Source organism: Nostoc sp. C057, from assembly GCF_013393925.1.
In the GTDB taxonomy this organism is placed as follows: Bacteria; Cyanobacteriota; Cyanobacteriia; order Cyanobacteriales; family Nostocaceae; genus Nostoc; species Nostoc muscorum_A.
The window spans coordinates 5,600,017-5,616,091 of record NZ_CP040281.1 but is presented as its reverse complement, the minus strand read 5'-3'; the positions used below and the strand labels follow the sequence as shown (position 1 = coordinate 5,616,091).

15 protein-coding genes and 1 pseudogene are annotated in these 16,075 nt (G+C 42.5%); 10 read left to right on the top strand and 6 right to left on the bottom strand.

Translation table 11 applies throughout. The features are described 5' to 3' along the window. Positions 1–57 precede the first annotated feature (57 nt). Complete coding sequence (locus FD724_RS23975) at positions 58–1,041, bottom strand: DUF1517 domain-containing protein (RefSeq protein ID WP_163938780.1); 984 nt, start codon at positions 1,039–1,041, stop codon at positions 58–60. 883 nt (positions 1,042–1,924) lie between these two features. Here FD724_RS23975 and FD724_RS23970 point away from each other — a divergent pair. Both FD724_RS23970 and blaOXA read left to right on the top strand, forming a co-directional pair. Beyond that, complete coding sequence (locus FD724_RS23970; RefSeq protein ID WP_179074346.1) at positions 1,925–3,157, top strand: glycosyltransferase family 4 protein; 1,233 nt, start codon at positions 1,925–1,927, stop codon at positions 3,155–3,157. 99 nt (positions 3,158–3,256) lie between these two features. Further along, positions 3,257–4,159: a class D beta-lactamase gene (blaOXA, locus tag FD724_RS23965; protein ID WP_256874346.1), complete on the top strand. Its 903-nt coding sequence runs from the start codon at positions 3,257–3,259 to the stop codon at positions 4,157–4,159. Here the strand turns inward: blaOXA and thiS are convergent. From thiS to FD724_RS23950, 3 genes are all read right to left on the bottom strand, one after another. Beyond that, on the bottom strand, positions 4,156–4,368 hold the full coding sequence (gene thiS / locus FD724_RS23960; protein ID WP_114081922.1) for a sulfur carrier protein ThiS: 213 nt from the start codon (positions 4,366–4,368) through the stop codon (positions 4,156–4,158). The genes blaOXA and thiS overlap by 4 nt on opposite strands. An 89-nt stretch (positions 4,369–4,457) precedes the next feature. Next, positions 4,458–5,573: a thiamine phosphate synthase gene (locus tag FD724_RS23955; RefSeq protein WP_179074345.1), complete on the bottom strand. Its 1,116-nt coding sequence runs from the start codon at positions 5,571–5,573 to the stop codon at positions 4,458–4,460. 244 nt (positions 5,574–5,817) lie between these two features. Then, positions 5,818–6,072, bottom strand: coding sequence for a hypothetical protein (locus FD724_RS23950; RefSeq protein ID WP_179074344.1), 255 nt, complete (start codon positions 6,070–6,072; stop codon positions 5,818–5,820). Positions 6,073–6,193: 121 nt separating this feature from the next. Here FD724_RS23950 and FD724_RS23945 point away from each other — a divergent pair, with 121 nt between their 5' ends. Beyond that, positions 6,194–8,056, top strand: coding sequence for a DUF1565 domain-containing protein (locus tag FD724_RS23945; protein ID WP_179074343.1), 1,863 nt, complete (start codon positions 6,194–6,196; stop codon positions 8,054–8,056). Between the two features lie 88 nt (positions 8,057–8,144). On the opposite strand, the gene FD724_RS23940 is transcribed toward FD724_RS23945, so the two are convergent. Then, positions 8,145–9,374, bottom strand: a complete 1,230-nt coding sequence (locus FD724_RS23940; protein WP_179074342.1) for a TetR family transcriptional regulator — start codon at positions 9,372–9,374, stop codon at positions 8,145–8,147. A gap of 173 nt (positions 9,375–9,547) precedes the next feature. On the opposite strand from FD724_RS23940, the gene FD724_RS23935 reads away from it, so the two are divergent. The 7 genes and pseudogenes from FD724_RS23935 to FD724_RS23910 all read left to right on the top strand — a co-directional run. Beyond that, a complete protein-coding gene (locus tag FD724_RS23935; RefSeq protein ID WP_179074341.1) occupies positions 9,548–10,405 on the top strand; it encodes a fatty acid desaturase in 858 nt (285 codons plus the stop codon). Between the two features lie 138 nt (positions 10,406–10,543). Further along, entirely contained in the window at positions 10,544–10,921 is a 378-nt protein-coding gene (locus FD724_RS41050) for a transposase (protein ID WP_256874345.1), read from the top strand. 37 nt (positions 10,922–10,958) lie between these two features. Beyond that, on the top strand, positions 10,959–11,498 hold the full coding sequence (locus FD724_RS41045; RefSeq protein ID WP_256874344.1) for an IS630 family transposase: 540 nt from the start codon (positions 10,959–10,961) through the stop codon (positions 11,496–11,498). A 27-nt stretch (positions 11,499–11,525) separates the two neighbouring features. Beyond that, entirely contained in the window at positions 11,526–11,945 is a 420-nt protein-coding gene (locus FD724_RS23925) for a hypothetical protein (protein WP_179074340.1), read from the top strand. A gap of 117 nt (positions 11,946–12,062) precedes the next feature. Then, positions 12,063–12,896: an Rpn family recombination-promoting nuclease/putative transposase gene (locus FD724_RS23920; RefSeq protein ID WP_179074339.1), complete on the top strand. Its 834-nt coding sequence runs from the start codon at positions 12,063–12,065 to the stop codon at positions 12,894–12,896. A gap of 76 nt (positions 12,897–12,972) precedes the next feature. Beyond that, the gene (dusB, locus tag FD724_RS23915) at positions 12,973–14,028 is read left to right on the top strand and encodes a tRNA dihydrouridine synthase DusB (RefSeq protein ID WP_179074338.1); all 1,056 of its coding nucleotides are present in this window, start codon (positions 12,973–12,975) and stop codon (positions 14,026–14,028) included. 289 nt (positions 14,029–14,317) lie between these two features. Further along, positions 14,318–15,208: pseudogene (locus FD724_RS23910) on the top strand (IS630 family transposase); the annotation flags it as partial. Positions 15,209–15,354: 146 nt separating this feature from the next. On the opposite strand, the gene FD724_RS23905 reads toward FD724_RS23910, so the two are convergent. Then, entirely contained in the window at positions 15,355–16,044 is a 690-nt protein-coding gene (locus FD724_RS23905; RefSeq protein ID WP_179073915.1) for a transposase, read from the bottom strand. Positions 16,045–16,075 lie beyond the last annotated feature (31 nt).

Genomic DNA, 16,075 nt, shown 5'->3' with positions numbered 1-16,075 from the left:
TTGTTTCGCCAAGATGCCAAGTTCTTTATTGGCAGTAAAGCGCGAAATTTTTAGACGTTAAACAAGTCTCAAATCAGGATAATTTGCCAGTACATCATCAGATGTCAGCGTATCATTTTCAGCTTGTGGAGTCCAAAGTACTTCAATTGCCAGAAGTTTTTCGCTAGGGATACTACCAATTTGGCGCAAAGCTTGACGCAAATCATCAGCACTGTTAATCGCTGTGGGGATATCAAACTTGCCTAGTGTTGCCGCCAGCAAGGTGACGATAATGTATTCTCCAGGTCCTTCAGTAAATAGGCGGGTGGGGTTGTCTAGTTCACCAGCCTGCGGTAAAGCTTCTTTGGCAAGGGCTGCTTTTAGCTGATTGTTGACGTTAGAAAGAGTTTCTTCGCTAAACTTGCTGCGTTCTGCCAGTGACAGCCGATTAAACTGACTTTCAGCTGAATTTAAACTGGCTTGTTGAGTGCCACCACCTGCATATACAAAGTATTCGGGATGGCGGAGTAAAGCTAGGCTGGCTTCTTGCAGAATTTCTGCTCTTCCCTCTGGGGTGTTAGTATCAGCAGTTTCAGCAATGTGGTTGAGTTCATTTTGCAATTCACGGGCTTGAGCTAACAAACCTACTTGCAAACGAGTTACAGAAACAGGAGAGTTACTGCTGTAATCTGCTTCTGGTGTTTCACCGCCAGAGACACGGCGGAAAGTTTGCAATAAGAAATTAGCGATCGCAAAGAAAATTAAGATGCTAAATAGACCACCAAATCCTCCCCCAATACCCCAGAAAGGAAGTAGGAAGGGAAAGCCAAAACCACCACCAAACCCACCACCAGGATAGTATCCGCCCCCGCCAGGAGGTGCATAAGTGCGTGGTGTATAGGTGCGGCTGGAAGGCGCTCTAAAAGAGCCACCACCGATTCGACCCCCACTGCGGGCCGCTAATGCTCCATCGGCGTGGCTAAGAACCAAAGTTAACACCAGTCCTAGCGCTAAGAAGGTTTTTAACAGTGGTTTGCTGATTTGTTGTAGTTTTTTACGCATAATACAATCGCTTGGAAAACAGAATTTTTATGATTTATCTCCATGCTGGTAGGAGTTTTGCGGTTATGTCACTAACGCCAGTCCGTAACAAGCAAGCTTTGTAGCATTCACTTTTAAAGGCTACATATTCAATCTACCGCGTCTTATCTGGCATAGGCAGCGATCGCAGGGGGGATTTCTCGACTGGGGAACCGTACCTTAAGATATGTTCATCATCACAGAAATTTGCGATGTCTACGACGGGCTACGCCTACGGGCAATTTTGGCTACGTCTTAGACTGGGCACTTCCAGGCTACAGTCTTGGATTATACAGATGTTTCTCATTTCTCATGATTATTTTGACTAATTTTTTAATACTTCACCCTACTTGTTCTGTCAGAATCCAAAAGGATATCTCTCTATTTTAAGTAATATAAAGGACAGATATAGACCTGATGCTTACGTATGCATAGTAGTGTTAAAAATGGACGTGATGCTTATCAGCAGCACTAAGCAGACACAGATAGTTATGAAATACTTATCTAAACTTTTGGCATTTTGGCACACCAGTCTAGACTATTCAAGATAGTCTGGTGAACGTAGGTAAATTTCGTAATTTTTGCAACAGTTCTTCATTGAGAAATTTGACTACATTAGACTACAAGTGCTAAATTTTATTTTGTTGTCCATCATGCACAAAAATTCTCAAATGTTGAGAGTTTTGCTGCCAAAATAAAATCAACACAATAAAAAAACAATCTTGCTGGCTAATCTTCTAAAATAGCCTTCAATTTTATCTACCAGATTCGTTTTAAAAGAAATAAAATAATAATTATGGTTTGGAAAGTAATCCTAATTGTAAATAAATTCAAAATTATTTGAAGTAAATTTATCAACTTGATTATGGAACATATTTCTCAACTAACAGCCGAAATCAGAGACAAAGCTGCATACCCAGATATCCTAGTCATATCCCGGATATTCTTGCCGAAAGAAGCTGTAATTGGAGAATATATGTACAATCGTTGTCTCCAAGATCCAGAACGAGTTATTGTGCTGGCGGCTAGTTGCTCAGGAGATAAAGTATTTGATGAAGGGCAACAATTTCCAGTGTATCGCTGGTTTTATCCTAGATACTGGCGTAGTGGTTTTGTGGGAAATATCCTAAAGCCTTTTGTCAATATTGTCTGCTCATTTGTGCTAGCAATCAAACTCTATTTTCGCTATCACTATCGGTATATAGAGTGGGGCCACGGCTATGATTTTCCTTCACTGTTGCTATTGAGCTATTTGTTACCTATTCGCTTTTTTATCTATCTGCACGGTAATGATTTTCTTTGTACATTACACAATCCCGTACTGCGATCGCTATTTAAATTAACACTTCATAGAGCCGAAGGTATTGTTTGTAACAGTTCTTATACACAAGATTACCTTAGAACTGCTTTACGATTAGATACTCCTACTTACGTTATTAACCCAGTAATTAGACCAGAAAAATTTGGTAATAATGTCGGGAGTCCTAGTAGCCTTGATGATTTGCGTGTTCGCGTGCGTCAGGCATACAACATTCCCGATTCAGCAATAGTTATTCTCTCCATAGGAAGGCTAGTAAAACATAAAGCTTTCGACCGAGTGATTGATAACATCCCACTATTGCTAACTTTTGGGGTCGATGTCCACTATATAATCTGCGGTGAAGGGCCAAGTGAATCGGAACTGAAATCTCTGGTGCATCGTTTGCGGGTAGATAAGCGCGTCCACTTTGCGGGATATGTACCAGAGCGTGAACTAGCAGGTTATTATGCAGCTTGTGACATATTTGCCATGCTGACTTTATTAGATACTAAACCTAATAATATGGAAGGTTTTGGTATGGTTTATTTAGAAGCAAGTTACTTCGGTAAGCCGATCATTGCCCCTCGCTTAGGTGGTGTTCTAGACACAGTTCAGCATGAAGAAAATGGGATACTGGTTAATCCCAATTCTGGTTATGAAGTTTTTCAAGCTTTCAATCGGTTGTGCAAAGATCAACAGCTACGTGAGCAACTTGGCCGCAAAGGTAAAGAATTAGCCAAGCGTAGAACTCTTCATCGATCGCTTTACAAATCAGAGGGAAAAAACGCGATTTTGTGAGATAAATGCAGATGGAGTAGGGATGCACAGATGTTCATCTCCCCGCAAATGAGCAAGATTGCAGTGTAAAATCTCCTTTGTGATTTTATTAAATATGCAATGAAAAATATCTTGTTTGGTATGTGGCTATCTCTTCGGCATTACCGAAGGCAAGCTGTTATATTTACAATTCTTGGATGTGTTGCGGTATTGAGTGTAATTAGCTTCCGAACAATGCCTATTCTGGCTCAACCAGCTTCAACCTCATCTGAACGTCCTGCTATTAAAGCACCAAATTTTGGGCGACACTTTCAAGAATTTGGGCGTGAAGGCTCAATCTTGATTTACGACTCAAAAAATAACCGCACCTATGAACACAATCCTAAACGTAATGCAACTGCGATCGCTCCAGCTTCGACATTCAAAATTTTTAACGCGCTGGTAGCTTTAGAAACAGGTGTAGTTCCTGATGATGTGGCGGTTCTCACTTGGGATGGAATTCATCGAGATATCGATGCTTGGAATCATGATACGAATTTGCGTCAAGCCTTTAAAGATTCAACTGTTTGGTTCTATCAAGTACTAGCGCGGAAGGCTGGATATGAACGGATGCAGCAATTTATTAACAAAGTAGGTTACGGAAATCGTCAGATTGGCACCGCCGCAGACATTGATCGTTTTTGGCTAGAACAGCAGCTATTGCAAATTACACCCCAAGAGCAAATTAAGTTTTTGCAACGGTTGTATCAAGGCGATTTACCTTTCTCCCAAAGGACAATAAATCTTGTCAAAGATATTATGGTACGCGAACAAACTCCAGACTACACACTGCGGGGAAAGACGGGATGGTTAACGAGTACCAAACCACAAGTTGGTTGGTTTGTGGGTTATTTAGAACAAAACAAAAACGTCTACTTTTTCGCAACAACCCTTGATATGTATAAACCAGAGGATGCACCCGTCCGCATCGAGATTACACGACGCAGCCTTAAGGATTTGGGCTTGCTGGCTCACATCAACTAACCACCACCAACAATAGTTACTACTTCTAAACGATCGCCTGGCTGCAATTTGGTTTGTGGCCAAAACTGGCGATGTAAAATTTCGCCGTTATACTCCACAGCTACCAAGCGCGGGTTAAAACCCAACTGTTGGATCAAGTCGGGTAAAGAAATTTGAAACGAACAGCTATGGGTTTCCCCATTTACCTGAACCGTAATCTCATTAGACATAAATGTGGGAATTGGGAATTGGGAATTGGGAATGGGTAATTGGTTACTCACTTTGGGCTAATGACAAATGACAAATGACAAATGACTCTTTAAAGTTCTGGCTTAATGCGATTGAGTTGGGAGAGCAAATATTGTGTTACTAGGGTAGGCTGTTCAGCTTGCATGAGCGATCGCACTACTGCTACACGTTTGGCTCCAGCATCGATCACATCATTGATATTATTGGCATCGATTCCGCCAATGGCAAACCAGGGAATTGAGCAATTTTTCGCGGCATAGCTGACATATTCTAAACCTGTTGCTGCCTTACCTACTTTTGTGGGAGTTTCATAAACTGGCCCCACGCCAATGTAATCTACACCTTCAGCAATTGCTCCTTGCATTTCTTCTTTATTGGTGGTGGAAAGACCTATTAAACGCTGTGAACCGAGTAATTGCCGAGCAATAGCAATAGGCATATCTTGTTGTCCCAGATGTACCCCATCTGCATCCACAGCTAAAGCTAGATCCACGCGATCGTTAACAATGAATAAAGCACCGTAGATATGGCATAACTGTCGGAGTTTTCTGGCTTGTTCCAAACGCAAAGAATCATCGGTGGTTTTGTCACGATATTGTAGAAGCGTTAATCCCCCTTTAAGTGCAGCTTCGACGTTATTCAATAAATTTTCATTTGGGGAAGTAACAAGATACAAATGCGATCGCCACAACAATTGATGGCGCTGATGACCCATTAAATTACTTTCTAGGGTATAAACCTGATAGCGCATCTGCTTACAAGCTTTAGCTATATTTGGCTGATAAAGCTTGCTGTATTCTTCCAACACCCGCAATGCTTCTTCGACACGGCAAAAGTTAGCTTGCAATACTGATTTTATACTAGCTCGTTCTTCTTCTTGAGGATGAGTTAACTCAGTCCCAGGATCGCCTGGTGTGTCTCGCGCCGCTCGTAATTCTGGGGTATGCCACTTGGCTAATTCTTGTCGCAGACGCTTGCATTCAAGAGCTAACTGGGCATTATTCAAGCCAAAACGACACCATTCTTCAATAATTCGCAAGCCTTCACGAGCGCGGTCTAAATTGGCATCTAAAATGCGATAGACAACTTGCTGTACTTGCTCTTTTTGGCTGTATGGCTCGACCATTACAACAACCCCGTTAGTGCTTTCATCAAAATGTGAATTATCATATCTCTTAGTAACCATAAGTCAATTAATTTGCTTTTTTTTACTCAATTTTTGCCGAATCTACGCCAAAAAGCGTAGTAATGAAGGTTACGATAAATTATCCCATGTTCTTATATGCAGTGATAAGGGTAGTTTGAGGCTACAGTTTTGCACTAAGGTTAGTCAAGTATTTTAGGGTGAACAACGAGCTTACAAAGGACTAGCCCAAAGGGATACATCAGAAAATCTCCAATGGGCAAATTAAATTGAGACTGCATAGATACTATTTAAAGAGTGTTTGTCTCTCGATGAAGAATTTTTTGCGTGAGTCCTGAATTACAAGCTCTTTTAGGCCTGGATTTCTCACAACTGAGAAATCAAGGAGTGTGGGAGGTGTGGGAGGATGGGGAAGAAATCTGACACCCCACACTCCCCACACTCCCCTGCCTACAGTATCGTGAGAAATCCGGGTTAGGGTGAGGGTATTTTGGCGATCGCGTAGCGTGTCTTTTAGAGCCAGGTATTCTCGAACCGACACAATATCATTTATTACCCTGTATTAAAAATCGCCAATCGTTCAATATGTGAGTAATATTATCGACATAATACTCTCTAAGAGTATAAGAATTTATTGTTACTTCTAAGGAGTTGTGTTAAATATGATTCACTACCGTGTGTTTCCTAAGTACCGTAGAGTAGATATTATGCTTGTAAGGCTGAAGTTTCTGGAATCAGCAAGACTTTTATTTTTTAGCTTATCGGTATTATCTTTTACCGTAGGGATGGGAGCGACAAGTATGACGTTCCTGGATAGTGCGTTAGCGGAGCTCGCCGGAGGCATCGCTCAGATGCCATCAACACCAAATTCAGCACCTCTAGGTGAGACAAAAAATTCTCAGGCTAACGTGCTGTTTGTCAACCCAAATGGTGGAAATGACAGCGCAGCTAATGGCAGCGAATCTGCTCCTGTGAAAACGATTACCCATGCGTTGCGATTAGCTAACCCCAATACTGTAATTATGCTCTCCACTGGCACTTATAGCGCCGAGACAGGAGAGGAATTTCCCTTAATGCTGAAACCTGGTGTTTCAATTCAAGGCAACCCTAGCAATCAAGGTAAGGATATTATCATTCAGGGAGGCGGTGATTACCTGAGTCGGAGCTTTGGCGGTCAAAACGTCACAATTGTGGGGGCAAACCAAGCTTTGCTCACTGGGGTAACGGTGACGAACTCCAATCGCCGGGGTTACGGTTTATGGATTGAATCTAGCGATCCGGTAATCGCAGAAAATACATTTACCGGCAGTACCCAAGATGGGATTTCTGTCAGTGGTAATGCTGCACCTAATATTAGCAAGAATTACTTTGATCGCAATGGAGCCAATGGCATGACAATTGCCGGGAATTCCAGTCCCCAAGTGAAAGAAAATGTCTTTCACCAAACGGGTTTTGGCATTAATATTGCCCAAAATGCCGCTCCGATAGTTATAGGCAATCAAATTCAGAACAATAGATCGGGAATTGTCGTGCAAGCAAAGGCCCACCCGATTTTACGGAATAATATTATTCAAGATAATAAAGAAGATGGTCTAGTTGCGATCGCTCAAGCAATGCCAGATTTGGGTAGTGCATCGGAACCTGGGGGTAATCAATTTCAAAATAATGGCCGCTACGACATTAACGCCAGTGCTGCTAAACAGATGATTTCTGCTGGCGGTAATAATCTTGTGAGCGATCGCATCACTGGCAAGGTAGATATTAACGGGACAATAGCACTAGCAGCACAAAATTCTCAATCGACTCCCAACAATGTATTACAAGAAATACCACCAACTGGGGAAATCACCTTCTCGGCTCCCGGAATCTCTGAAACTAGTAATAGCCAAAACAGCAACAGCATTTCAGCAAATAATCCTGTTTCTGCACCATTAAACAGTCAACTGCTGCCATTAGTGCCAGCTAAGGTTCCACTTTCCACGCCTATATCTAATCAACAGCAACCTACATCTAAAGTTGCTAGATTTCCAACACCTAGCAGCTTGTCAGCGAGACAAATACCGCCTAACACACCACAGTTGAATTATGTGCGGATTGATCCTAATACGATTGAATTTACTGCCCCTGAATACCCATCCAATTCAGTTACCAGCAGAAGGAATCAAACACAGCAGCCATTACCAATACAAGAAGCTACTGCCCCAAATGCGTCAGCACTTTTACCACTTCCTGATAACAATATCCCCATTAGTAATACTGGCAATATGCAAACAAGTTCTGCAAGTATTCCTTATGCTAGTAAATCTGCGACACAGTTCGGTATCCGTTATCGCGTAGTAGTTCCACTCTTGACTGATAGAGATCAAGATTTAGTGCGATCGCTTGCTCCTGGTGCGTTTCCCACAGTTTGGGAAGGTCAAAGAGTTATGCAAGCAGGAGTATTTAGCAGTGAATATAACGCTAAAGAAATGCTCAAAACACTCTCTAGCAATGGTTTAAGAGCCATCATGGAACCGTTGAATTAAACAATTGATCGACACCAAAATGCTTACTGCCCTTCCATTTATTCATTTTTAATTTTTAATTTGTAATTTTTAATTGCTTAGGCGTACCCTATCCTGGCTTATGATCCAAACGGGTGGCTTGCTCTAGGGCAGCTTTTTCTTTGGCTCGGCGGACATAAGGTTGTAATTGAATGCGATCGCAGCCTGTTAAGATAATCAGGTTTTCCAAGGTGATTCCCCGCATCAACATTTCTACGCGCCAAGTTTGTTGAGCCTGAGCGATCGCTGGCGTTTGTCCTTGGGGAGTTAGTAATCCCTCACTCCATACTTGCCAACGTGTCTCAAGCTCTGATTCTGTCATGGGTTTACCTGTTTCATTCAAAAACATGGCTGTTTGAGCATCTTTACGACTTTTCAGCCATTTGATTAAGGGATTATTGGTAAAAGAACCGTAGCGTTTGCCCAAAATCCACTGATTTACTGGTACTTGACGGATACATCCGGGGATTGTAATTTGCAGGAAGTGCCCTTGAGGATCGTAGATTTGGTGCGATCGCTCCAAGCTAATTATTTCTGTGGCAGATAACCCAGCCCCAAATAACACATAAGCCAAGGCATAATCTCGTACTCCCAATTTCCTGGCTTGTTGTAAAATTTCGTGAACTAAACTAGCAGGCAAATCAGCTACTTCTGTGGTGGTGAACCCTCCTTGTAAGCAGTTTATAGCTGATTCTGCTGAGGATGACATGGCTCCATGTAAAAACAACTCCACCAAATTTTCGAGAAAATCATTCCGATCCTCCCAAAGTTCGTGAAATTCGCTGGTGAACTCAATTACGGCATATCCCAAGATCATCCCATTTAGCAAACTAGCTAATTTTTCTGCTGGTAAATAAGTATTTAGGTGCCCTTGCTGGATTACAGTAGCTAAATACTGAGCTACATAACGGTTTGCCTCTGTAACTCCCCTGCCTAGTGCGCGGCGATTTTCTGCCGGGAATTGGTCGGCTTCACCTACCACAGACCGGACAAACTCTGGCACTCGTTCTAATGCGTGCAAGCTATCACTTGCATAATCTTTGAGAGCTTGGTACACATTGCCGGGAGGCGTTGCCCGCCGCACCAGCGATTCACCTAAATCCTTAAAGGCTGCGGACTCTTCCAGCACCGCTAAAAGCAGTCCATGCTTATTGCCAAAATTCCGAAATAGAGTCACTTCGTTGACTTCGGCTTTTTCTGCAATTTGGCGGGTTGTGGTAGCGCTAACTCCCTGAGCAGAAAACAACTCAAGTGCAGCTTGAATCAAGCGTTGACGAGTGGAAACGAGGTGAGACGACATAGAAAAATGCAAGTGGCACTTGCAGGGGTATCAGAGTTCTGCTAGCATAACAAATGTAAGTGATACTTGCTTTACTCAACTGTAACGAATTAGTATACAGTGCGGGTAAATCCCTTGTGGGGTGGCATCCGAGAAAAGGCAAATTGCTTCATCATCCATCAACAGGAATTTTTATGACCGCAAATTTTGGGGCGATCGCCCCTGAGAGAGGCAACTCACCTCGACTCAGTTGGACAAATGTGGTATTTTTTGCTACATTTCATGCCTTAGCACTTATGTCTCCTTGGTTTTTCTCCTGGCCAGCATTAGGTTTGCTAGTGTTTCTCCACTGGTTATTCGGGAGCATTGGTATTTGCCTGGGATATCACCGACTACTGAGCCATAAGAGTTTCCAAGTTCCCAAGTGGTTAGAGTATGCGATCGCCCTAATCGGAGCCCTGGCTTTGCAAGGTGGGCCAATTTTTTGGGTAGGTGGACACCGCCAGCATCACGCCCACACCGAAGATATTAATTTAGATCCCTACTCTGCTCAAAGAGGGTTTTGGTGGAGCCATATATTGTGGATTTTTTACCCACGCCCAGAATTTTTTGACTATGACACCTATAAAAAATATGCCCCTGATTTAGCAAGACAGCCCTTTTATTGTTGGCTAGATCGCTACTTTTTGCTATTGCAAATACCCTTCGCATTACTCCTATATGGATTAGGAGGATGGCCTTTTGTCTTCTACGGAGTGTTTCTCAGATGTGTCTTGCTTTGGCACTCAACCTGGTTTGTGAACTCAGCATCACACCTGTGGGGTTATCGCACCTTTGATGCTAACGATGGCGCTCGTAATCTTTGGTGGGTATCCCTCGTCACTTATGGAGAAGGCTGGCACAACAACCATCATACTTATCCCCACATGGCAAAATCTGGGTTATCTTGGTGGGAAATTGATGTTACTTGGTGGAGCATCCTAGTTTTGCAGACTTTGGGTTTAGCCAAAAAAGTTGTCTCACGTCCTCCTCAAGGTGCAACTCACGGCTAAATTGCAACTAAATTACCATGAATTTGTTAAGCCGATTGCTTCTCGCAGTCGGCTTAATAAGCTGTTACGTATTTTATAGCGGTTATTAGTCTAGTTCAGTACACTAGAAGAGAGCAATTCTACTGATAATTGGTGGCGATGAAAGCTTACTCTCTCGACTTGCGCCAGAAAATTGTTGATGTTTATGCCTGCGGTGACATTTCCCAACGAAAACTGGCTAAAAACTTTGGAGTCACCTTAAGTTTTGTGCAAAATTTACTCAAACGCCATCGAGAATTGGGCACGATAGTCCCCAAGGTGCGGATTGAGCAGACACCAACAAAGTTGAATGCCGAACAGCTCGAAATTCTGCGCCAGCTCGTCACAGCACAGCCCGATGCGACGTTAAGCGAATTGCGGGAACGACTTTACGAGAAAACAGAGGTCTTAATTGGGGTAGCCACGGTGAATCGGATGGTTCGTTGGAAACTTCACCTAAACCTCAAAAAAGTCTCCACCCCACCAAAAAGGCAGTGATGAAGTCCAACTAGCCCGATTTGAGTACTGGAAACTCTTGAGGGGCATACCCGTCGAAAATCTGATTTTCTTAGATGAATCGGGAGTCAATCTGTCTTTCATCCGCAAATGTGCCCGCGCCTTACCAGGGAAACGAGCTTATGCTCAAAAGCCCAACCGCAAAGGAAAAAATGTCTCGGTAATTGGTGCCATTAGCTTGAAAGGATTGCTCACCCAATGGAGTGGTTTAGGTTCTATCGATGCCTTGACCTTTGATGCCTTCATCGCTCAAAAACTCATACCTCAGCTTTGGCCTGGCGCAGTCGTGCTCATGGATAATTGCTCGATCCATAAAAGTGATGAACTTGAAGCTTTGATCATCGCTGCTGGTGCTCACCTGATTTATCTCCCCCCCTACTCTCCCGATTTTTCACCGATTGAGAATTGTTGGTCTAAGATTAAGAACATTCTCCGTCGCATCGGTGCAAGGACATACCCTGATTTACTCCAGGCATTAGATGCGGCATTTGCAGAAGTGACGATAGAGAATTTACTCGGCTGGTTTACTCACTGCTGCTACTGTACTTCAGAAGACTGATAACCGCTATAATTGCATATTTACATCATGAGCAATACATCTAGGTTTCGCCAGACGATTCTGCTATTTATTATCACACTTAACCTCATTTCAACTTGGCTACACTACATAGATAATGCATTATTTTTGAGTAGATATCCTGGCCCCGCGTGGTTCACTTCTGTTGGAGTAATTAGTACTGTGATTGTGATGACTCCAATCGGATTGTTGGGATATTGGTTTTACATTAAAGGCAAGTTTTGGTCGGCGTACTTTTTATTAGCCTTATACTCAATCACTAGTATCTCCAGTCCAGTCCATTATCTCTTCCCGATACTTGCTCCCATGTCTTTGAAAATGCATAGCCTAATTTGGCTCGATGGAGTTATGGGACTGTTACTGATAGGTTTTTTGCTGTGGTCTAGTTTTGTATTAAAAGAGTGGCGTAGTACACTAGCTACAAATTGACATAACATATATATAACTGAAATCGCCCCGTATTTTCTTAAGTCTAATTAAACAAAATCTGTTACTAGCTATTTCACGGTAAAATCTAACGGTTTAAATCACCGCAATATATCAAGCGTGAAAACTGACAGTATTTTTTACCGCCTTTTTCAAGAACTTCCTGAGATATTTTTTGAATTAATTGGTAATCCACCCCAAACAGCAGAGGGTTATAAATTCTCCTCGATTGAAATCAAGCAAACGACATTCCGTATAGATGGTGTTTTTCTCCCAACACAAGGGCAAGAAAATCCTATTTATTTTGTTGAAGTCCAGTTTCAAACCGACGCAGAAATTTATTCGCGCCTAATTTCAGAAATTTGTTTATATTTACGTCAAAATAAACCTAAAAATTCTTGGCGAGGAGTAGTTATCTATCCCAATCGCAGTCTAGATATAGCAGATATCAATAATTACAGCGAATTTTTCACTAGCAATCGTGTTACTCGCATGTATCTTAACGAATTGGGCGAAACTGCATCGCTGCCAGTCGGAATTGCTACTATGAAACTAGTGGTCGATGAAGAGGAAACAGCAATTACATCTGCTAGGCAGTTAATAGAGAGAACTCAGCAAGAAATCAACATTGAACCACAACGGCGGCAGTTACTAGAATTAATAGAGACAATTTTGGTTTATAAGTTTCCGACAATGAGTCGAGAGGAGATTGAAGGTATGTTTGGGTTAAGCGATTTGAAACAAACACGAGTTTATCAAGAAGGCAAGCAAGAGGGCAAACAAGAAGGCAAGCAAGAGGGTAAACAAGAAGGAGCGCGTGAAGAAAAGTTTAGAATGATACCTTTGTTGTTGAGATTGGGATTAAGTTTTGAAGAAATGGCAAAAGAGTTAGGTTTGAGTTTAGAGGAAGTTCAGCAAGAAATACAAAAACAGCCTCCAAGTCAGGATACCTAACCTACAATTAGCACTACTCACAGATACCCATAAATATTCCTGTTATTTTCCATTCCCATAATTTTTAATTTTTTGTATGATTTCGCTTTCCCCTATTCTCCAAGCTAGACTTTCTCAACCCCTCAAAATTGGATCGTTTGAGGTAAAAAGTCGGGTTCTCCAGTCGCCTCTATCTGGAGTAACGGATATGGTGTTTCGCCGTCTCGTGCGTCGTTATGCACCAGATTCGATGATGTATACCGAAATGGTGAATGCTACGGGATTGCATTATGTTAAGCAGTTACCCAAAATCATGGAGGTAGATCCCAACGAACGCCCAATTAGTGTTCAACTATTCGATTGCCGTCCCGATTTTTTGGCAGAAGCAGCAATAAAGGCGGTTGCAGAAGGTGCTGATACTGTTGATATTAATATGGGTTGTCCGGTAAATAAAATCACTAAAAATGGTGGTGGTTCTTCGTTGTTGCGGCAACCAGAAGTAGCAGAAGCAATTGTGCGGGAAGTGGTAAAAGCTGTTGATGTACCTGTGACAGTAAAAACCCGTATTGGCTGGAATGACAACGAAATTACTATTCTCGACTTTGCCAAGCGGATGGAAGATGCAGGGGCACAAATGATTACAGTCCACGGACGCACCCGCGCCCAAGGATACAATGGCAATGCCCGTTGGGAATGGATTACTCGTGTAAAAGAAGTGCTTTCTATCCCAGTAATTGGCAATGGAGATATTTTTTCCGTTGAAGCGGCGGTGAAATGTTTAGAACAAACTGGTGCTGATGGTGTGATGTGTTCCCGTGGGACTTTGGGTTATCCGTTTTTGGTTGGAGAAATCGATCATTTCCTGAAAACTGGGGAAATATTACCGACACCTACTCCGATTCAGCGTTTGGAATGTGCCAGAGATCATTTACAAGCCTTGTGGGAATATAAAGGCGATCGCGGCGTGCGTCAAGCCCGTAAGCACATGACTTGGTATGCTAAGGGTTTCGTTGGTGCTGCCGAACTTCGAGGACAGCTAAGTTTAGTTGAAAAGGTAGATCAAGGTTTGGCTATGCTTGACCAAGCAATTGAAAAATTAGCTAATGGTTATGAACTAGAGGAAGAAACACAAAGTAGTTTGGTAATGCTTTAATGCTTTCTTCGTTGCTCTATGTACAGATGTAAGTACTATAGGCGATTCATGTCATCTCCCCTTTAACACGAGTGTGCCATATCTGTTTTTGGCTTTGATTGTGTCCTGTTTCCACCTTCACTCTATAGAATTCTGAGTCTATTTGGTGTGGACAGATTGGGAGTCACTGTTTCCTTTCCAGGGTAGGTTTCTCACCTACATCCGAGAATTAAGTAGGTGGGTGGGAAAAAACCCAACTATATTAAGATAAATAAATACGGAAAATGTACTTACAGAGGTAACAAATGTTATGGGCGCTCGCTTAAGGGTATTCCTCACGCGTGAGCAAGACCAAACCCTGTTAAACCTGAGAACTGTGGATGTACCACAGAAAGTTAAAGATCGAGCAGAGGCAATCAGATTAAACGCGCATGGTTGGTACGTAGAAAAAATAGCTGCTCACTTTGACTGGAGTGTTCAAACAGTAAGAGAAGTCTTACATAAATGGCAGAAGTTAGGTATAGAAGGGCTTTGGGAATTACCAGGTCGAGGAGGAAAACCGAAGTGGAAGGAGGAGGACATAGTATTGTTGGAAAAATGCCTCAGAGAAGAACCACGTACATACAATAGTTTTCAACTCTCCCGGAAATTAGAAAGCGAGCGCCACATAAAATTGAGTCCCGACAGATTAAGACGGGTACTCAAAAAAAGGGGGTCTATTGGAAGCTGAGCCAAGAAGAGCCACAAGAGAAAACAAGACCCCGTAGTCAGAGCGAAGAAACAAGCAGACCTAGATATGTTGGAATTATCCGCAGCTACCGGAGAAATAGACCTAAAGTATCTAGATGAATCAGGATTCTGTGTGTGGAGTGAACCAGGTTACACCTATTACTTTAGAGGTGAGCAAAAACGCTTAGAGCAAACCAAGCGTCGTGGTCGGAGATTAAGTATTATCGGGTTTCTTCAACCTTTAATCAGCTTTATTTACGGTCTAGTTATTGGTGGTGTTAGTCGTAAATCTTACATTCAAATGATGGAAATTGAAGCGACGGAAGCTCAAAAAACCGGGCGCACTAGGGTAATTGTGCAGGATAACGGACCGATACACCGATGTCTTGAAGTGCAAAAACTATGGTTAAAGTGGGAACAGATGGGTTTGTACATCTTCTTTTTGCCTGCATACTGCTCCGAGATGAATCCAATTGAATTGGAGTGGCAGCACCTGAAAAAAGATGAATTATGTGGGCAAATATTTGATGATGAGTTAGACCTTGCTTACGCGGTGATTGATGGCGTTAAAGCTAGGGGAGAAAAAGGCAAGGGATTTGCAAGAAAATAAGATACCAATTAAACGGGGAAAATTGTGATATCCCATTTAGGTAGAGTTTCGGAAGGTTGCCAGAAGGTTTGGTAGTGTTCTAACTCTTGTGAGAGAACCTTGATTCCTTTTTCATAGGTTGCTTCAACACGGTGAACAATGGGTGCAATCCCTTTCCAAGTCATATTGGAAGCCCACTTGATGGCAACTTCAATCGAATCCAGAATTGCGCCATTCCAATAGTTCTCTAGGGCTGCCCAACACCTCTCTATGGGATTGTACTTGCTATGGTACGGAGGATAGTAAATCAGTCGGATTCTTAAATTAATTGCTTGAGACAGTTCAACCATACGTTTGATAAACTGTGTGCGGTTACTGCGAGTTGCTGCACCACCATCAAGGTCAATTACCCATTCATCATAATCTTGGTAATCGTGTTGATTCTCATACCACCAAGCAGTTAAACAATCGACAATAAAATCACTGGTTTCAGCCGACTGACCTAAGTAAATCGTAAGCTTTTCACTGTGTGTGTTGAGAATGCCAAAAGGAACTAAGACTGCCTCCCACTGTGTATCGTGGTCATCCGCAGCTTTTGCTTCCAGTGTCCGAGCTTTACCACCTCTGGAAAGATTGCCAATCTTCACCTTGGCTTTAGTATCGATAGAGACTCGCAACGATTTGGGATTCTCATCCGATGCCTGATTTTCCTGAAACACATTGTCGAAAATGGCATCTGTTTGCGGAATC